Annotated in this window: 15 protein-coding genes; 4 read left to right on the top strand and 11 right to left on the bottom strand. The window is 73.7% G+C overall.

Annotated elements, in window-relative coordinates; translation table 11 throughout:
• The 8 genes from ACF1AG_RS21940 to ACF1AG_RS21905 all read right to left on the bottom strand — a co-directional run.
• The coding region (locus ACF1AG_RS21940; protein ID WP_391810239.1) for an adenosylhomocysteinase at positions 1–806 on the bottom strand (806 nt) is incomplete at its 3' end.
• Positions 807–1104: 298 nt separating this feature from the next.
• On the bottom strand, positions 1105–2085 hold the full coding sequence (locus ACF1AG_RS21935; RefSeq protein ID WP_359605322.1) for a cation diffusion facilitator family transporter: 981 nt from the start codon (positions 2083–2085) through the stop codon (positions 1105–1107).
• Positions 2086–2227: 142 nt separating this feature from the next.
• Positions 2228–3379 (bottom strand): mannose-6-phosphate isomerase, class I, encoded by a 1152-nt coding sequence (manA, locus tag ACF1AG_RS21930; RefSeq protein ID WP_387797679.1) that lies wholly within the window; start codon positions 3377–3379, stop codon positions 2228–2230.
• 82 nt (positions 3380–3461) lie between these two features.
• A complete protein-coding gene (locus ACF1AG_RS21925; protein WP_359752382.1) occupies positions 3462–4592 on the bottom strand; it encodes an SIS domain-containing protein in 1131 nt (376 codons plus the stop codon).
• A gap of 57 nt (positions 4593–4649) precedes the next feature.
• A complete protein-coding gene (locus ACF1AG_RS21920; RefSeq protein ID WP_019527105.1) occupies positions 4650–4820 on the bottom strand; it encodes a Trm112 family protein in 171 nt (56 codons plus the stop codon).
• A 116-nt stretch (positions 4821–4936) separates the two neighbouring features.
• Positions 4937–6301 carry a phosphomannomutase/phosphoglucomutase gene (locus ACF1AG_RS21915; protein WP_387797677.1) on the bottom strand — a complete coding sequence of 455 codons (1365 nt, stop codon included), beginning with the start codon at positions 6299–6301 and terminating at the stop codon, positions 4937–4939.
• Positions 6302–6373: 72 nt separating this feature from the next.
• Complete coding sequence (locus ACF1AG_RS21910; protein ID WP_359605330.1) at positions 6374–7990, bottom strand: L-lactate permease; 1617 nt, start codon at positions 7988–7990, stop codon at positions 6374–6376.
• A gap of 129 nt (positions 7991–8119) precedes the next feature.
• The gene (locus ACF1AG_RS21905) at positions 8120–8542 is read right to left on the bottom strand and encodes a DUF3499 domain-containing protein (protein ID WP_006134663.1); all 423 of its coding nucleotides are present in this window, start codon (positions 8540–8542) and stop codon (positions 8120–8122) included.
• Between the two features lie 352 nt (positions 8543–8894).
• On the opposite strand from ACF1AG_RS21905, the gene ACF1AG_RS21900 reads away from it, so the two are divergent.
• Positions 8895–9275 carry a metallopeptidase family protein gene (locus ACF1AG_RS21900; protein ID WP_391810238.1) on the top strand — a complete coding sequence of 127 codons (381 nt, stop codon included), beginning with the start codon at positions 8895–8897 and terminating at the stop codon, positions 9273–9275.
• Between the two features lie 88 nt (positions 9276–9363).
• Here the strand turns inward: ACF1AG_RS21900 and ACF1AG_RS21895 are convergent, their stop codons facing one another.
• The 3 genes from ACF1AG_RS21895 to ACF1AG_RS21885 all read right to left on the bottom strand — a co-directional run bounded on the left by ACF1AG_RS21895 (position 9364) and on the right by ACF1AG_RS21885 (position 15133).
• Entirely contained in the window at positions 9364–10953 is a 1590-nt protein-coding gene (locus tag ACF1AG_RS21895; RefSeq protein WP_391810237.1) for a DUF5719 family protein, read from the bottom strand.
• A complete protein-coding gene (locus ACF1AG_RS21890) occupies positions 10950–14657 on the bottom strand; it encodes a glycosyltransferase (RefSeq protein WP_391810236.1) in 3708 nt (1235 codons plus the stop codon). The genes ACF1AG_RS21895 and ACF1AG_RS21890 overlap by 4 nt, the downstream gene beginning before the upstream one ends.
• A 212-nt stretch (positions 14658–14869) precedes the next feature.
• Positions 14870–15133, bottom strand: a complete 264-nt coding sequence (locus ACF1AG_RS21885; protein ID WP_006134669.1) for a WhiB family transcriptional regulator — start codon at positions 15131–15133, stop codon at positions 14870–14872.
• Positions 15134–15859: 726 nt separating this feature from the next.
• Here ACF1AG_RS21885 and ACF1AG_RS21880 point away from each other — a divergent pair.
• The 3 genes from ACF1AG_RS21880 to ACF1AG_RS21870 are packed head-to-tail and all read left to right on the top strand — an operon-like array spanning position 15860 to position 18698.
• The gene (locus tag ACF1AG_RS21880; protein ID WP_359605336.1) at positions 15860–16393 is read left to right on the top strand and encodes a cysteine dioxygenase family protein; all 534 of its coding nucleotides are present in this window, start codon (positions 15860–15862) and stop codon (positions 16391–16393) included.
• A gap of 41 nt (positions 16394–16434) precedes the next feature.
• Positions 16435–17394 carry a 2-phospho-L-lactate transferase gene (cofD, locus tag ACF1AG_RS21875; RefSeq protein WP_391810235.1) on the top strand — a complete coding sequence of 320 codons (960 nt, stop codon included), beginning with the start codon at positions 16435–16437 and terminating at the stop codon, positions 17392–17394.
• Entirely contained in the window at positions 17391–18698 is a 1308-nt protein-coding gene (locus ACF1AG_RS21870) for a coenzyme F420-0:L-glutamate ligase (RefSeq protein WP_359605340.1), read from the top strand. The genes cofD and ACF1AG_RS21870 overlap by 4 nt, the downstream gene beginning before the upstream one ends.
• The last annotated feature ends 12 nt before the right edge of the window (positions 18699–18710 follow it).

Below are 18710 nucleotides of genomic sequence, written 5' to 3'. Positions count from 1 at the left end.
ACGGCGGTCTTGCCGCCGATGAGGGTGTCGGTGGCGCGGTTGATGCCGTCGACCAGGGAGTGGCGGCAGCCGTACTTGTTGTCGAACTTCGACTTCGTCACGGCGTCGTTCACGTTGATCGCCGGGAACAGCAGGACGCCGTCACGCTGCATCTCGTACAGACGGTGCACACCCGTCGTGGTCTCCTCCGTCACACCGCGGATCTCGGAGGACAGCTGGGTCCACTTCTGCGGGTTCTCGGCGAGGGTGCGGTTGAGGAGCTCCAGGATGACCCGGTGCTCGTCGGACTCGGCGGTGTCCGGGGAGGGCGCCTTGCCGTCCTTCTCGTACTCCACGCCCTTGTGGACGAGGAGCGTGGCGTCGCCGCCGTCGTCGAGGATCATGTTCGGACCGCCGGTGGGGCTGTCCGGCCAGGTCAGCGCCTGCTCGGTGCACCACCAGTACTCGTCGAGCGTCTCGCCCTTCCAGGCGAAGACGGGGACGCCCTGCGGGTTGTCGGGCGTGCCGTTCGGGCCGACGGCGATGGCGGCCGCGGCGTGGTCCTGGGTGGAGAAGATGTTGCAGGACGCCCAGCGGACCCGCGCGCCGAGCGCGACGAGGGTCTCGATGAGGACGGCGGTCTGCACGGTCATGTGCAGGGAGCCGGTGATCCGGGCGCCGGCCAGGGGCTGGGCGTCGGCGTACTCCTTGCGGATCGCCATCAGGCCGGGCATCTCGTGCTCGGCGAGGGTGATCTCCTTGCGGCCGAACTCGGCCAGGGAGAGATCGGCGACCTTGAAGTCCTGTCGGTTGTCGACAGTCGTCATTACGGGCTGCTCCTCGGGTTGGGTCGAGGTGGGTACGGCTGGTCTGCGCGGCGGCGGACACAGGAGTGCCCGAGGAGGGCACAGGCATGCCCGCGTACGCGCAGCGCAGTCCGTCGGAGGCCCTCTCTCCCTCGGCCGGTCCGCGGTGGGACCGCCCGACCGCCATCAGCAGCGACGTCTGGCTCCGTCCCAAGCTACACCGACCCGCCCGGCGGTCCCCAGTCCGGCCGCGAACACATCAGGCCGTTCTGGGGCCGCGGTGCGGTCCCGGAACGGCCTGACGGCGGTGTCGGGTGGGTCAGTGCGCCTCGTCCGGCTGGGTGGGTCCGCCGGGTGTGGCCTCGGGGTCGGAGCCCTTGGCGGCCTCGGCCTCGCTGTAGATGTCGGGCTCGAGGTAGATCACCCGGGCGATCGGCACGGCGTCGCGGATGCGGGCCTCGGCGGCGTCGATGGCTGCGGCCACCTCGGTGGCGGTGTCGTCGTGCTGCACCGCGATCTTGGCGGCGACGAGCAGTTCCTCGGGGCCGAGGTGGAGGGTGCGCATGTGGATGATGCGGGTGACGGTGTCGCCGTCGACGACGGCGGCCTCGATCTTGCGGGTCTCCTCGGTGCCCGCGGCCTCACCGAGCAGCAGCGACTTGGTCTCGGCGGCGAGCACCAGGGCGATCAGGATGAGCAGGACGCCGATGCAGAGGGTGCCGATGCCGTCCCAGACGCTGTCGCCGGTGGCGAGGGCCAGGCCGACGCCGCCGAGGGCGAGGATCAGACCGATGAGGGCGCCGAGGTCCTCCAGCAGGACGACGGGCAGTTCGGGCGCCTTGGCGTGGCGGACGAACTCCTTCCAGGAGCGGCGGCCGCGCAGGGCGTTGGACTCCTTGATGGCGGTGCGGAAGGAGAAGCTCTCGGCGATGATCGCGAAGATCAGCACGCCGACCGGCCAGTACCAGTGCTCCAGCTCGTGCGGGTGCTTGATCTTCTCGTAGCCCTCGTAGAGGGCGAACATGCCGCCGACCGAGAACAGGACGATGGAGACGAGGAAGGCGTAGATGTACCGCTCGCGGCCGTAGCCGAAGGGGTGTTCCGGGGTGGCCTCGCGCCGCGCCTTCTTGCCGCCGACTAGCAGCAGTGCCTGGTTGCCGGAGTCGGCGACCGAGTGCACGGACTCGGCGAGCATCGACGAGGAGCCGCTGAAGACGAACGCCACGAACTTCGCTACCGCGATCGCGAGGTTGGCGACGAGTGCCGCCACGATCGCCTTGGTGCCGCCTGACGCGCTCATGTGTCCGCGTTGTCCCTTCGTACGCCGTGGGGGTCCGGGCAGGCGTGTGCGCCCGCCGCCGGGCCGTGGTCCGTGCTATGACGGTGCGCCATTGTTGCAGTCCCGCCCGGCGACGGAGCGTCAGGTCGTGGTCATGGCCCGCTCAAAGGACGACGGTGGCCCGGAAGACGGTTCCGGTACCCGAGACCTCGGCCTTCTCACCCGCGGGGACGAACACGGACTGTCCGGGGGTCAGATCGTGCTCACCGGCCCGGACGGCGCCCGCGGTGCACAGCAGGACCTGCGGTGCCTCGAGGGTGAGGTCGTGGGCGGGGGCGCCCTCGGGAAGGACGTAGCGGGAGAGCCGGAACTCGTCGGTGGGGGTCTCGTAGACCTCCTCGTCGTCCGGGCCGGCCTCCGGGCGCAGTACGGCGGGGTCGGTGGCCTCGAAGCGGACGATGCGCAGCAGTTCGGGGACGTCGACGTGCTTGGGGGTGAGGCCGCAGCGCAGGACGTTGTCGGAGTTGGCCATGATCTCGACGCCGAGGCCGTCGAGGTAGGCGTGCGGGACGCCGGCGCCCAGGAACATCGCCTCGCCGGGCTGCAGCCGGACGTGGTTGAGGAGCATCGCGGCGATGACGCCGGGGTCGCCCGGGTAGTGGTGGGCGATGCCGGCGTAGGGGGCGTAGTCGCCGCCGAGGCGGTCGCAGGCGGCGGCCGTCTCCGTGACGGTGCGGGCCATCTCGTCCGGGTCGGCGGTGAGCACGGCGGTGAGCACCTCGCGCAACGCCGCCTCCTCGGGGCGGGCGTGCAGCAGGTCGACGTACGGCTTGAGGGAGTCCACGCCGAGGCCGTCGAGGAGTTCGGCGGCGCGCAGCGGGTCGCGGAAACCGCACAGGCCGTCGAACTCGGTGAGGGCGCAGATCAGTTCGGGCTTGTGATTGGTGTCCTTGTAGTTGCGGTGCGGGGCGGTGACGGGGACGCCGCGGCGCTCCTCGTCCTCGTAGCCCGCCTGTGCCTGCGCCCGGTCGGGGTGGACCTGGAGGGACAGCGGGGAGCCGGCGGCGAGGAGTTTGAGCAGGAACGGCAGGCGGGGCCCGAACTTGGCGACCGTTGCGGCGCCGAGCTCGCGCTCAGGGTCGGCGTCGACGACCTCGGCGAGGGTGCCCCGGCCGGTGCGCGAGGGGGCGCCGGGGTGGGCGCCCATCCACATCTCCGCCTGTGGTTCGCCGGTCGGCTCGGTGCCGAGCAGCCGCGGGATGGCGGTGGTGGAGCCCCAGGCGTAGGGGCGGACGGTGTTGTCGAGGCGGTCCATGGGGCTCTTCGCGTTCCTTCTGCCGGTTCTCGTGCGGGCGCGCCGGGCCTGGCGCCGCGCGGGGGTCAGGGGGCCTGCGGCATCATCGGGGTGCCGAGGCGAGCGCCAGGTAAACGGCGGCGAAATCGGTGACGGCGATCAGTTCCGCGAGGGTCTCCAGTTCGCCGCCCTCCTCGGGTTCCAGCTCGCTGATCGGCGTGTCGTGGGTGAGGGCCAGCTCACGGGCGGCGGGGGCGGCGGTGAGGCCGCCGAGGGGCCGGTCGCGGAGCAGCACCACCCGCGCGTGCAGGGCGGGCGCCTCCTCCACGCGGTCGCGGAAGAAGTCGTCCGGGTCGGCGCCTGCGGCGAGCGGTCCGGCGAGCAGGGCGCTGTGCGCGGCGAGGGCCTCGGGCAGTTCGGCGACGACGGCGGGGGTGCCGGACAGCTCGGCGAGCGCGGCGGCGAAGCGCCGTCCCGCGGGTCCGGCCGAGACGCCCTCGGTCCACACGACGGGCAGCGCGTCGGCGAGTTCGGCGGCCAGGGTCTTGGCCGCGTTGCTGTACGTGACGACGGCGGGCCCGCAGCGTTCGGCGACGGCGTCGAGGCGGTCGGCGACCTTCTGCAGGGCGTCCGGCGGCGCGGTGAGCAGGCCGGTGCGGTCGAGCAGGGCGAGCAGCGGGGTGAACAGCGCCCACAGCACGCCGGGCGAGGAGGCGGCGAGGGGTTCGTCGTGGTCGTAGGGCGCGACGGCCATGGGGACGAACAGGCCGTGGCTGCCGGAGACGGACTCGGCGAGCGGGGTGCCGGCGGGGGCGACGGCGACGACGGTGAGGCCGCGCCGGTAGGCCTGCTCGGACAGCAGGGACAGGCCCGGTTCGGTGCCGTCCGGGGTGGCGATCAGCAGCAGGTCCACGGACCCCGCCCAGCCCGGCAGTTCCCAGCGCAGGGCGCCCGCGGCGGGCGCGACGCCGGTGGGGGCGAGGCGGGTGACGGGGCTGCCGGCGCCGGCCAGGGTGCCGAGCAGGTCGGCGGTCTGGGTGGCGGCGGCGCCGGGCCCGGCGATGAGCACGGCGCGGGGGCGGCCGTCGGGCTTCAGGTCGCCCACGCCCGCATCGGCGGCGTGCCGTGCCGCGGTGCGGACGCGGGCCCCGGCCTCGGCGGCGCCGCGGAGCAGGGCGCGGTGGTCGGCCTCGGCGAGGCCCTCCGGTGAGTCGAGCAGCGATTCGTCGAGCATGGGCGACTGGCTCCGATCGGCGGGGCGGTACGCGGGGGCTCCGGGCGCGCGGGGCGGCTACTCCGGGCGGCGGGCCTCGTCGACGAGGAGGACGGGGATGCCGTCGCGGACCGGGTAGGCGAGCCCGCAGTCCTGGCCGGTGCAGACCAGCTCGGTGTCCCGCTCCTCGAGGGGGGAGTGGCAGGCCGGGCAGGCCAGGATCTCCAGGAGGCCGGCTTCGAGAGGCATGAGGGTCCCTTCACTGGTGGATGTGCTGGTCAGGGTACCGCCGGTGAGGGCCGTGCGGCGGGTCCGGGGCGGACCGCCCGGGCCCCCGCCGCCCCGGCCTCCCAAGGGTTCGGCGATTACTGCCTGATCAGGGCGAGGGCCTCGTCGCGGACGCGGATCATGGTGGCCTCGTCCCGGGCTTCGGCGTTCAGCCGCAGCAGCGGTTCGGTGTTGCTGGGGCGGACGTTGAACCACCAGTCGGCGGCGGAGACGGTGAGGCCGTCCAGGTCGTCGAGGGTGACGCCCTCGCGGCCCTCGTAGGCGGCGCGGATCGCGGCGAGGCGGGCGGCCTGGTCGTCGACGGTGGAGTTGATCTCGCCGGAGCCTGCGTAGCGGTCGTACTGGTCGACGAGTGCGGACAGGGTGCCCTGCTGCTCGCCGAGCGCGGCGAGGACGTGCAGGGCGGCCAGCATGCCGGTGTCGGCGTTCCAGAAGTCGCGGAAGTAGTAGTGGGCGGAGTGCTCGCCGCCGAAGATGGCGCCGGTCCTGGCCATCTCCGCCTTGATGAAGGAGTGGCCCACGCGGGTGCGCTCGGGGGTGCCGCCGTTCTCCCGCACGACCTCGGGCACGGACCACGAGGTGATCAGGTTGTGGATGACGGTGCCCGTGCCGCCGTTGCGAGCGAGTTCGCGGGCGGCGACCAGGGCGGTGACGGCGGAGGGGGAGACCGGTTCGCCGCGCTCGTCGACGACGAAGCAGCGGTCGGCGTCGCCGTCGAAGGCGAGGCCGAGGTCGGCGCCCTCCTCGCGGACCCGCTTCTGCAGGTCGACGAGGTTGGCCCGGTCCAACGGGTTGGCCTCGTGGTTGGGGAAGGTGCCGTCGAGCTCGAAGTACATCGGGACGAGCGTGAGCGGCAGTCCGGCGAGGACGGTGGGGACGGTGTGGCCTCCCATGCCGTTGCCGGCGTCGACGACGACCTTCAGCGGGCGGATGCCGGTGAGGTCGACGAGGGAACGCAGGTGGGCCGCGTAGTCGTCGAGGGTGTCGCGACGGGTGACCGTCCCGGTGGCGGCGGCCGGCCGCGGGGCGCCCGTGTCGCTCCACTCCTCGACGAGGGCGCGGATGTCGGCGAGGCCGGTGTCCTGGCCGACGGGGGCGGCGCCCGCGCGGCACAGCTTGATGCCGTTGTAGCGCGCCGGGTTGTGCGAGGCGGTGAACATCGCGCCCGGCAGGTCCAGCGCCCCCGAGGCGTAGTAGAGCTGGTCGGTGGAGCACAGGCCGATCTCGGTGACGTCGGCGCCCTGGCCGGCCGCGCCGCGGGCGAAGGCGGCGGACAGGCCCGGGGACGAGGGGCGCATGTCGTGCCCGGTGACGACGGCGGTCGCGGAGGTCACCCGGACGAAGGCGGCCCCGAAGAGCTCGGCGAGCGCCTCGTCCCACTGGTCGGGGACGACCCCGCGCACGTCGTACGCCTTCACGATCTGCGAGAGATCTGCAGCCACGGCCAGCCCTTCCGGAAGTCCTGTCGGTCACCACAAACTACCCGTAGCGTCCGGCAGGGCCGTCGCGGAGGTTCAGGGCAGCATCCAGCCGAGCACCGCCGTGCTCTGGCCCACCACGATCAGGCACATCACGAGCAGCAGGCCGAGGCTCCAGGGCAGCACCTTGCGCAGCAGGTCGCCCTCGCGGCCCGCGAGTCCGACGGCCGCGCAGGCGATGGTGAGGTTCTGCGGCGAGATCATCTTGCCGAGGACGCCGCCGGAGCTGTTGGCGGCGGCGAGCAGTTCGGGTGAAAGGCCGGACTGCTGGGCGGCGGTGACCTGGAGGGCGCCGAAGAGGGCGTTGGCGGAGGTGTCGGAGCCGGACACGGCGACGCCGAACCAGCCCAGCACCGGGGACAGGAAGGCGAGGCCCGCGCCGGCGGCCGCCACGAAGTGGCCGATGGTGGCGGCCTGTCCGGAGAGGTTCATGACGTAGGCGAGGGCGAGCACGCTGGTCACCGTGAGCAGTGCGAACCGAAGTTCGCGCACGGTCTCCAGCCACTCCCTGACCGCCACGCGCGCGTGGACGCCGAGGACCGCGGCGGTGGCGAGCCCGGCGAACAGCACGAGCGTCCCGCCGGTGGAGACGAGCGGCAGGCTGAACATGTTGCCGCCGACGGGCTCGCCGTCGGGGCCGGCTACGTCCAGCAGCGGCCAGTTCCAGGTCTGCGTGGCGCCGGCGAGCCAGTCCTTGACGGCCGGGATCTGCGCGACGGCGAAGATCGCGACGATCAGCGCGTAGGGGGCGTACGCCCGCACGACCTCGCCGCGCGGGTCCTCGGCGTCCAGTTCCTCGCTGCGGGTGCCGGTCAGCACGGAGGCCCGGACGGATTCGGCGGCGGGCACGCGGGAGTGGGGCACGGCCATCAGGGCGCCCGCGCCGGCGAGGGCGGCGCCGATGTCGGCGAGCTGGGCGGAGACGTAGTTGGACGCGGCGAACTGGGCCACGGCGAAGGCGACGCCGCAGACCAGGGCGGGCACCCAGGTCTCGCGCAGTCCGCGTCGGCCGTCGACGAGCCAGACGAGCACGAGCGGCACCACGAGGGCCAGCAGCGGGGTCTGGCGGCCGACGACGGACGCCACGGAGTCGAGCGGCAGCCCGGTGACCTGGGCGAGCGTGACGACGGGCGTGCCCATCGCGCCGAACGCCACCGGCGCGGTGTTGGCGACCAGCGCGACCACGGCGGCGCGTACGGGGTCGAAGCCGAGGGCGACCAGCATCACGGCGGAGATCGCGACGGGGGCGCCGAATCCGGCCAGCGCCTCCAGCAGGGCGCCGAAGCAGAACGCGACGACGAGCGCCTGGATGCGGGGGTCGTCGGAGAGCCGGCCGAAGGAGCGGCGCAGGATGTCGAAGTGGCGGGTGCGGACCGTCATCCGGTAGATCCACAGGGCGTTCACGACGATCCACATGATGGGGAAGAGCCCGAAGACGGCGCCCTGGACGCCGCTGGAGAGCGTCTGGTCCAGCGGCATCCCGTACACCAGCCAGGCCACCGCGACCGCCGCCGCCAGGCCGATCAGGCCCGCGAGGTGCGCCTTCATCCGGACACCGCCGAGCAGCACCAGCACGATCAGCAGCGGCGCAGCCGCCACGAGGGCGGAGAGACCGAGTGATCCGGCGACGGGTTCCAGTTCCTGGACGTACACGAGCGCCTCCCGGATTCCGCCATGCGAAAGCGATTTCTCGCTGGGTCACCGGAATGGTCGTGTCCGCGCCAAGCGGGCGTCAATGGGCGTGCGGTGAAGGGATGTGACGGGAGGGGCGGAGCGCTCGGCTCAGTTGTCCGGGGAGCGCAGAACCCGCAGGTGGCCTCGGCGGGCGACCTCCATCGGGTCGGCGCCGCGTGCGCCGCCGCCGGCCCCGGCCGCCCGCTCCTGGGGGCGGGCCGCCTCACGCACGGCGTTGGCGAGCGCTTCCAGGTCGTCCCCGCTGGGCTGCGCCGGGGCGGACCCGTCGAGCAGGCGGACGACCTCCCAGCCACGCGGCGCGGTGAGGCGCTCGGAGTGCTCGGCGCACAGGTCGTAGCAGTGGGGTTCGGCGTAGGTGGCGAGCGGGCCGAGGACCGCGGTCGAGTCGGCGTAGACGTACGTCAGCGTCGCGACGGCGGGACGGCCGCAGGCGGTGCGCGAACAGCGACGTACAGGGCTCACGACGTTGGACGGTACCGCACTCTTGAGCGGGCCGCGACGACTCTCCACCAGGTCACTCCCCCGTGTCGGGGTGTGAAACGCCCCACATACCCCAGGAAACACACCTCTGTGACCAGGCGGTACGCCGGAACGGCGGCTTTCGGCCGGTTCTGATTGCGGTCACCACTCGGCATAAACACCGTCAAATGCCTTGAGGTGATCGGTCCAGGAGAGATACGGAATCGAGCCCAACCTTGGCTGGAATGGTCAGGTAGTGACATGCCGCGCGGGTCGGCCGGAACGCGCGTGGGCGTGGGGCGGCGCGGCGGCACGACGACTACCCTTCGCAGTGATGGACAGCCCCGTGACTCCTCGCTCCGCAGCCCCCGGGCCCCGACGCCGTGACCGCCACGGGCGGGGCATGCGCGGCCCGATCGCACCGCCCCAGGTGCCGCTGGCCGCCAGCCGCGCGGAGACGTTCGCGGATCTGGTGCAGGACTCGGTGGAGCGGCTGGAGCGGCGCTGGCCGCAGCTCGCCGACATCGATTTCCTGGTACTGGACGTCCCCCGGCTGGACGGCGCCGCCGGACCCGGCTGGGACGAGGGGGTCCCGCTGGGCGGGACGGTGACCGCGCGCGACGGCCGCCCCGCGCGCGTGGTGATCTACCGGCGGCCGGTCGAGATCCGCTCCAAGGGGCGTGACGAGCGGGCGGCGCTGGTCCACGAGGTCGTCGTCGAGCAGGTCGCCGACCTGCTGGGACTCACCCCCGAAACGGTCGACCCCCGGTACGGCGAGGACTGACGTACCGGGGGCTTCGTACGGCCACCGCTTGCGGACGGGCACCGCCGAAGGACGCCCACCACTGGAGGACGCCCACCGCTGGAGGCGGCTACCGCTGGAGGACGGACAGGTCCTCGGACGCGTCCGGCACCGCCACCACGCCCCGGTCGTCCGGGAGCGGCTGCACCGTGAAGAACGGGACGCCGCCCTCCGTCGAGGCCAGGGTGCGCGAGGCGTAGACGGGACCGCCGGACCGCGTCTCGACCGTCAGTGCGTAGCTGCCCTTCAGCCCTGCGGGCACCGGCGCCTCGATGTCCTGCGTCGTCCCCGACTTGATGCTGTACGTCTTCGTCTGCGGCGTCCCGCCCTTGGTACCCGCGGAGGCCGTCACCTTGATCTCGGCCCCGCCCTCGGGCGCGGTGACCGAGAGGGTGGTGCCCTTGGCGGTGTTGTCCAGCGCCGTCGCCCGCGTCTCGATCGGGCGCGCCGCCGGGATGAACGCCGACTCCTGCTTGCCCTCCTCGCCGCGCAGCACCCGCACGGCCGCCACGACCGGCACGGAGCCGTCCGGCGCCGTCAGCACGAGGGAACCCGCCTCGCCGCGGGTGAGCTCACCCAGGTCGAAGGCCGCCGTCATGCCGCCCTTGAGGTGCAGCGTCTCGTTGCCGGCCGGGGTGATCAGACCGGACGGGGCGGCGAGCCGCACCTTCAGGTCGACACCGGCGTCCCCGGGCGTGAAGGCGACCAGGCGCACGGCCTTGGCGTCCTTGGGGATGCCGGGCATGACCAGACGGCCCGACGGGTCGGCCGACGCGGGCAGCCAGTCGCCGCCCGTCTCGTCGTCCAGGGCCTGCACGGCGGCCCCGACCCGGCCGCTGCGCACCACCACGTGCACGGTGACGTCGGTCTGCTTCTCGGCGGTGAGCGTGGACAGCAGCACCGGCTCGGCGGAGCGGGGCTTGACCGTGATGCCCTCCCCCACCGTCGTCTCCAGCTCGCCGTCCTTGCCGTAGAGCTCGATGTCGACGACGGCCGCGGAGTCGTCCGGATTGGTCAGGTGGATGTAGTCGGTGCGGCTGTCGTCCGTGCTCGCGCCGGGGAACCAGAACTGCGTGTCGGCGGCGGAGCAGGCGACGCCCTGGAGCCCGCGGCCGGTGCCCGCCGCGACCTCCGTGGTCTGCTGCGCGGTCCAGCCGGACGCGAAACGGCCGTCGGCGGTGCCGACGAGAGCGGGGGCGTCGGCGCCCTCCGTCTCGGCGGTCACCGGTTTTCCGGGCTCCTTGAGCTGGAGGACGGGCCGGTCGGCCTTGTCGTCCTCCGCGGCGTCCTTGTCACCCTTCTCGCCCTTCTCGTCCTTCGCGCTCTCCTCGTCGGCGGAGGCGTCATCGCCGTCCTTCTCGCCCCCGGCGTCCTCGGCGTCCCCGTCCGGGGCCGACTGCTGAGCGGCCGACCGGAGCACGGCCGTGCCCTCGTCGTCCGCGCCCTCCGTGACCGGCGTGAACGAGGTGTACGTCGTCTCGGCCAGGTCGGAGGTGCTGGGCTGCGGGCACAGCAGGCCGGTGCGCTCCACGGGCAGGGTGGCCGCCGCCCCGGTGCGCTGCCCGGCGGCCTCGGGGTCGGGCGCCGAGACCGCGGCGAAGCCGGTGACGGCCGCGAGCGCGGTGGCGCCCGCGATCAGGGACAGGGTGGTGCGGTTCACTGCTGGCTCCCGTCAGGACGCTCGTTGCCCGTGCCGTGGGGGTCGTACGGGGTGTCGTAGCCCTGTGGGTACGCAGTCCCGTCGTATCCCTGCGGGTACGTCTGGTCGTAGCCCTGCTGCGGGGCGCCGTAGCCGTACGGGTCGTACGCGCCTTCCTGCTGCGGGTAGGCCTCCGCCGGGTACTGCTGTCCGCCGTAGGCGTCCGCCGGGTACTGCTGCTGGTAGGGCGCGGCCGCATAGGTGTTCTCGTCGTAGCCCGCGTTCCGGTACTGGTTCTGGTCCCAGTCGCCGTAGTCCGCCTGGTGCGGGACGGCGGCCGGGGGGTGCTCCGGCGGGGCGGGCATGTCGGCCTCCGGTTCGGGGCCGGGTTCGTCAGGCCCCTGCGGGGCGCCGTCGTCCGGGCCGCCGGCCGCCGCGGCGGCCTCCGCCTCGGCCTGGGCGCGCAGGCGGCGGGCGCGGCGGCCCTCGCCGGCCATGGCCTCGGCGGGGACGGGCTCCTCCTCGGGCAGGTCGTCGTCGATGTCACGGCTGCGGCCGGGCAGCGCCATGACCACGAGGACCACGGCGAGCAGCCCCTGCGCCCACATCCACAGGGTGTGCGTGAACGGCTCGTCGTAGGTGACGTCCAGGCGCCCGCCGGACGCGGGCAGTTCGAAGCCCTGGGCCCAGCCGTCGACCGTGGCCGGGGTGAGCACCTTGCCGTCGAGGGTGGCGGTCCAGCCCTCCGCGGCGGAGTCGGCCAGACGCAGGACGCGGCCTTCCGCTCCGGCCTCGATCTCGGTGTGGATCTCCACCGGGCCCGCGGCCACAGGCTCCGGTTCGCCCTTGCCCCCGGCGGGCATGACGGCCGCGCGGGCGACCTGCCGGTCCACCCGCCACAACGCGCCGCCCGCCTGCTGGCTGAGCCGGCTCAGGCCCGGCGTGGCGTCCAGCACCCGGGTGACCTCGCGCGGGGCGCCAGGGTGCACCAGGACGTAGCGGACGGCGAAGCCGCCGAGCTGGTCGGCCTGGTCGGCGCCGGAGCCGGCGACGAGGTTGGCGACGACCTTGTCGAGCAGTTCGTTCTCGCCGTCCTGGGCGGTGATCTCCGCGTCGCCCATACGGGCCCCGGAGCCGCGCACCAGGACGTAGTCGACGCGGTCGGCGGAGTCGGTGTCGAGGACCAGGGTGCGGGCCTGGTCGCGGGTGGCGCTCTCCTCGGCGACGAACGCCGGCACCTGCACCGGGTCGCGCCGCTCGACGGGACCGTCGGCGCCGCGGACCATCCAGCCGACGGCGAGGACCAGCGGGCCGACGGCGCAGGCCAGGGCGATCAGCGCGGCGACCGGCTGGCGCCATCCGAAGCTCTGCTCGGCGACGCGCGAGCGGGCGCCGTCCGCGCCCAGCGTGCCGGCGGCCAGCAGGGCGATGCCGTAGACGAGGGTGGCGGGGCCCGCCCAGGCGGAGCCGTTGGACAGGGCCGCGAAGACGAGACCCACCAGGGCCGCCGTCCACGCGGTGAGGATCGCCGTGCGGCGCTCGGCGCGCAGCAGCGCGGCCAGTGCGGCGAGGACCAGGCCGATCAGCAGCAGCCCGCCTCCGGTGCCGGGCCCGCCGGGGCTCACGCCGAGCAGGTCGAGCGCGGACGCGGCAGACGCCCCGAACGGCAGTCCGGCCTCCTGGAAGAAGCCGAACGGCAGCAGGGACAACGACCAGGGGGCGAGCACCAGCAGGGGGCTGCCGAACTGCGCCAGGAAGCGCGGCGCGTAGGTCTTGAGGGCGGCCCTGCGCAGGGCCAGCACGCCGACGCCGAGGACCAGCGCCATCGGCCACACGATCGGGGTGAACGCCGTGGTGAGGGTGAGCAGCAGCGCGTACGCCCAGGTGGCGCGCCAGCTGCCGCGGCCGTCGGGGGCGGTGAGGCCGCTCGCGGCGATGCCGGTGCGGGCGAGGAGGGGCAGCAGCACGGCGAGCACGGCCGTGCCGATGTGTCCCGAGGCCAGGGCGCCGGTCGCGGCGGGCAGGAAGGCGTAGGCGACGGCCGCCCAGGCGCGCAGCAGCCGGGACTCGACGAGCGGACGGGAGGCGAAGTACGCGGTGAGGCCGGCCAGCGGCACCGAGCAGACGAGCATCACGGTGACGGCGAGGCCGGTGGAGCCGAGCAGCAGGGTCGCCAGCGCCGCGACGATCGCCAGGTAGGGGGGCGCGGTGCCGGTGCCGCCGGCGCCGACCGCGTGCCAGGCGTCGGTGTAGCGGGCCCACAGGTCGCCCGCCGCGGCGGGCGCGGGCAGCAGGGCTCCGCCGGCCAGCGCGCCGCCGCCGAGGAGTTGACGGCACGCCACCAGCGAGACCAGCAGCAGCGTCAGGAAGAGGACCGGTCCCGGTCGGCGGGCGATGCGCTTGAGGCGGGCGAACTGCTCGATCTCGAGGAAGTCGGCGTCGTCGCCGCCGGGTCCTGACTCGATCGCGCTGCCGTGCCGTCCGGCGCCGGAGGCCGCCTCGGGGTCGGAGCGGCCGACGAGGTTGCTCGCGACCTGCTCCACGGTGACGCGGACGGTCGCGCCGGGCGGCGGGAACAGCGGGCGCAGCTCGCCCTTGTCCACCTGGGGGCTGCCGCGGTCGCGGCGTCCGGCGAGGATGCGCTCGGGGCGCAGCAGGACGCCCATGAGGCCGCGGATCTCGTCGACGGCCTGGCCGGGGACCTTGCCGACCAGGTAGGCGAGGGTGCGCAGCAGCGTGCCGAGGACGACCCGGAGCAGCACCCAGGGCAGGGCGGCGGTGCGGGCGTTGACGAGGAGGGTGTGGACGGCGCCGGCCTTGTCCACCTTGTGCGGGGAGGCCGCGGTGCGGCCCACGCAGTCGACGGTGCGGCGCTCGCGGGAGGCCGCCTCGGCGTGCCGGACGACCGCCTCGGGCGCGACGAGGACCCGGTAGCCGGCGGCGTTGAACCGCCAGCACAGGTCGACGTCGTCGCGCATGAGGGGCAGATGCCGGTCGAAGCCGCCGAGCTGCTCGAAGAGATCGCGGCGGACGAGCATGCCCGCGGTGGACACGCTCAGCACGGGCCGCACGTGGTCGTGCTGGCCCTGGTCCTGCTCGCGGCGGTCCAGGCCCGTCCAGCGACGGCCGGAGTTGGCGATGGAGACGCCGACCTCGAGCAGCTGCCTGCGGTCGTACCAGCCGCGGAGCTTGGGGCCGACGACGGCGACGTCCTCACGGCCGAGCTCGTACTCGTTCTCCACGACGCGCAGCAGCTCCGCCAGCGCGTCGGGCTCGGGCGCGCAGTCGTCGTGCAGCAGCCACAGCCACTCGACCGGTTCGCCGTACGGCAGTTCGGGAAGGTCGTAGGCGTCGTCGCGCCAGCTGCGGGTGACCGGGTCCCAGCCGCTCGGCCGCTTCAGGTACGGCAGGTCGTCGGGGGTGAGGCGGGGGGCGCCGCGGTGGCACTCCTCGACGGCCTGGCCGAAGCCGGTGCGCCGGGCGAGGTGCAGGACGCGGTCGTCGCCGAGGGCCTCGGTGACCAGCCGGGCGGAGTCGTCGGCGCTGCCGGTGTCGGCGGCCATGACGGACTGGACGGGGCGCTCCTGGCCGAGCAGGCCGGCCAGCGCGTCCGGCAGCCAGCGGGCGCCGTCGTGGGAGACGAGGACCGCGGTCACCACGTGACGCGGGAACTCAGGTGCGGCAGCGGAATCCTGACGGGCTGCCGTGTGGCTGTGCACGGACATCGAGGTACGGGCCCCGGTTCGGTGGACTGTGGGGACGCCCGTGCCCGATGGGGGCGGCGGGGCGTCTCGGACGAGCGACCACACTATCGGCTGCACAACAAGGGGGCCCGCCGCCTGTGGACAACCCACCGGCGACGGGCCTTAAGTGACGTTTGTACGAAGAAGCGTGTGTATATCGGGAGTGCGCCGGGCGGTGCCCGGGGCGCCGCACGTCACACGGCGGCCTTCTTGAGGCGGCGGCGCTCCCGCTCGGACAGGCCGCCCCAGATGCCGAAGCGTTCGTCGTGCGCGAGGGCGTACTCGAGGCACTCGGACCGGACCTCGCAGGCGAGGCAGACCTTCTTGGCCTCCCGGGTGGAGCCGCCCTTCTCGGGGAAGAAGGACTCGGGGTCGGTCTGGGCGCACAGCGCGCGCTCCTGCCAGCCGAGTTCCTCGTCCGCGTCGTCGACCAGCAGTTGCTGCACCAGCTCGGTCATGTGCGCCCCTCGTCCGTCTTTCGCGTCCCCGTGATGTGGCCGTTACCGATTCCGGCTGAACGACACGAGTGAAATTACAAGTGTGCTGCTCCGGGCGAGTCAAGCCGAGATCTGCTATTGGGCCCCTTATTCACTCTGCGGAACCAAGGCCGAGCGGAAAGTGTTCAAATCACCCTAAACCTTGACACGCAGACGGTACCCGCGAGGGTGTCCGGCCCCGCACAGAGGCTCACGAGAGAGGACGCCCAGAGGTTCGATCTCGTTCCGACACCCCTCGCCGCGGCGATCCGGATCACATTCCGATCACAGGATCGCAACGGCGCGCGGGGGGCCCGGCCGTGCGCACCTTGTGTCCCGGCAACCGACTGAGCAAACCTTTCACCTGTCAGATGAACCGGATGAGGTGAACCCGGTCCCACATACCGGGCGTCGAGTTGACTTCAATGGTGTGAACCGCTCTCCTTGTGGGCATGCTCGCGAATCCGGCACTCACCTCGACCCGCTCCGTCGGGTTCCTCGGTGCTGCCCGCGCTCGCTGTAGCTGTCGCCGTACCGGCTGTTGAGCCCCACCGCGCTCCCGCCGCCGCCGCGTCCCTCGACGACCCGGCCTTCTCCCTGCTGAACCCGCTCCCGACCGGGGCGGACCCTGCCGCCCGCCCGCGATCCGGGCCCACGCGGCGACACCCCCACCGCCCCGCCTCATCGCGCCGAGGACCTCCGTATCCCATGAACAGCGACAGCGACCTCCAGATCGCCGGCGACATCCTCGAAGTCCCGCACCTGCTCCAGCCCGAGCGTGAACACCCCTCCACCGTGGCCGAGTTCGCCGGCCTGGCCCGCGCCGTCGCCGCCGACCGCGCCCAGTGGGAACCCCTCGTGCGCTACGACGCCACCACCCGCTGGTACCACCGGCTGCGCACCGGCCCCGGCTACGAGGTGTGGCTGCTGTCCTGGGTGCCCGGCCAGGGCAGCGGACCGCACGACCACGGCCGCTCCTCCGGCGTGCTCACCGTCCTGCACGGCGCGCTGACCGAGCGCACCGACCGCGGCACGCGCGTGCTGACCGCCGGGAACCAGCGGGTCTTCGCCCCCGGTTACGCGCACGACGTCGTCAACGACACCCTGGAACCCGCGGTCAGCCTGCACGTCTACCACCCGGGCCTGACGGAGATGCCGATGCACCCCGCGTCCCGGCTCCGTCCGGCCGCCGCCTCCCCGGGCGCCCCGCACTGCGAGGCACGCCCGGCAACGGTCCGGTGACTGGCTGACGCGATGTCGTGGCGGCCTGCGAGGATGGCCCCATGCGCATTGTGGTTCTGGCAGGCGGCATCGGCGGTGCCCGTTTCCTGCGCGGTCTGAAGCAGGCCGCGCCGGACGCGGACGTCACGGTCATCGGCAACACCGGCGACGACATCCACCTCTTCGGGCTGAAGGTCTGCCCGGACCTCGACACGGTGATGTACACGCTCGGCGGCGGTATCGACGAGGAGCAGGGCTGGGGGCGGAGCGACGAGACCTTCCACCTCAAGGAGGAACTCACGGCCTACGGCGTCGGCCCGGACTGGTTCGGGCTCGGCGACCGCGACTTCGCCACGCACATCGTGCGCACCCAGATGCTCGGCGCGGGCTTCCCGCTCAGTGCGGTCACCGAGGCGCTGTGCGACCGCTGGCAGCCCGGCGTACGCCTGATCCCCATGACCGACGACCGCGTGGAGACGCACGTGGCGGTGGAGCTGGACGGCGAGCGCAAGGCGATCCACTTCCAGGAGTACTGGGTGCGGCTGCGGGCCTCGGTGCCCGCCCAGGCCGTCGTGCCGGTCGGCGCGGAGCAGGCCAAGCCCGCCCCGGGCGTGCTGGAGGCGATCGGCGAGGCCGACGTCGTCCTCTTTCCGCCGTCCAACCCGGTGGTGTCCGTCGGGACGATCCTCGCCGTCCCCGGCATCCGCGAGGCCATCGCCGACGCGGGCGTGCCGGTGGTCGGCCTCTCCCCGATCGTGGGGGACGCGCCGGTGCGCGGCATGGCCGACAAGGTGCTCGCCGCCGTCGGCGTGGAGTCCACGGCGGCCGCGGTCGCCGAGCACTACGGCTCCGGGCTGCTGGACGGCTGGCTGGTGGACACCGTGGACGCGGCGAGCGCGGAGCGGGTCGAGGCGGCGGGCATCCGCTGCCGGGCCGTGCCGCTGATGATGACCGACGTGGACGCGGCCGCCCGGATGGCCGGCGAGGCGCTGGCCCTGGCCGAGGAGGTCCGTACGGCATGAGCGAGGCGCTCCCCGCCTACCGGGTCTGGGCCCTCCCCGGCCTGCCCGAGGTCCGTCCCGGCGACGACCTGGCCAAGCTGATCGCGGCCGCCGCGCCCGACCTCGCCGACGGCGACGTCCTCCTGGTCACCTCGAAGATCGTCTCCAAGGCGGAGGGCCGGATCGTCGAGGCGGCCGACCGGGAGGCCGCGATCGACGCGGAGACCGTACGGGTGGTGGCCCGGCGCGGCCCCCTGCGCATCGTCGAGAACCGGCAGGGTCTGGTCATGGCCGCCGCCGGCGTCGACGCCTCCAACACGGCGCCGGGCACGGTCCTGCTCCTCCCCGAGGACCCGGACGCCTCCGCGCGCACGATCCGCCAGGGCATTCGCGAGGCGCTCGGCGTCGAGGTCGGCGTGATCGTCACCGACACCTTCGGCCGCCCCTGGCGCGCGGGCCTGACCGACGTGGCGATCGGCGCGGCGGGCGTGCGCGTGCTGGACGACCTGCGCGGCGGCACCGACGCGCACGGCAACCCGCTCTCCGCCACGGTCGTCGCCACCGCCGACGAGCTGGCCGCCGCGGGCGACCTGGTCAAGGGCAAGGCAGCGGGCCTCCCGGTGGCGGTGGTCCGCGGCCTGCCGCACACCACGTCGCCCGACGACACCGAGGGCGCCGGCGCCCTGGTCCGCGCCGCGCGCGACGACATGTTCCGCCTCGGCACGTCCGAGGCGGTCCGCGAAGCGGTGACCCAGCGCCGCACGGTGCGGTCCTTCACGGACGAGCCGGTCGACCCCGAGGCGGTCCGCCGCGCGGTGGCCGCCGCCGTGACGGCCCCCGCGCCCCACCACACCACCCCCTGGCGCTTCGTACTCCTCGAATCCCCCGAGACCCGCACCCGTCTCCTCGACGCGATGCGCGACGCCTGGATCGCGGACCTGCGCCGGGACGGCAAGTCCGAGGAGTCCGTCGCCAGGAGGATCCGCCGCGGCGACGTCCTGCGCAACGCCCCGTACCTGGTCGTGCCCTGCCTGGTCATGGACGGCTCGCACCATTACGGCGACGCCCGCAGGGACGGCGCGGAGCGGGAGATGTTCGTCGTCGCCACCGGCGCGGGCGTGCAGAACTTCCTGGTGGCCCTCGCGGGCGAGCGGCTCGGCTCGGCGTGGGTGTCGTCGACGATGTTCTGCCGCGAAGTCGTCCGCAACGTGTTGGACCTGCCGGCCGACTGGGACCCGATGGGCGCGGTGGCGGTGGGCCACCCGGCCGAGGAACCACGCCCCCGTCCCGAGCGGGACGCGGCCCGTTTCATCGAGGTGCGGTGAGCGAGGCCCTAC

It is taken from the genome of Streptomyces sp. NPDC014764, assembly GCF_043082785.1.
GTDB classification, from domain to species: Bacteria; Actinomycetota; Actinomycetes; order Streptomycetales; family Streptomycetaceae; genus Streptomyces; species Streptomyces althioticus.
Note: the sequence above shows the minus strand (reverse complement) of the source record. Positions and strands in the feature narration are given on the sequence as shown.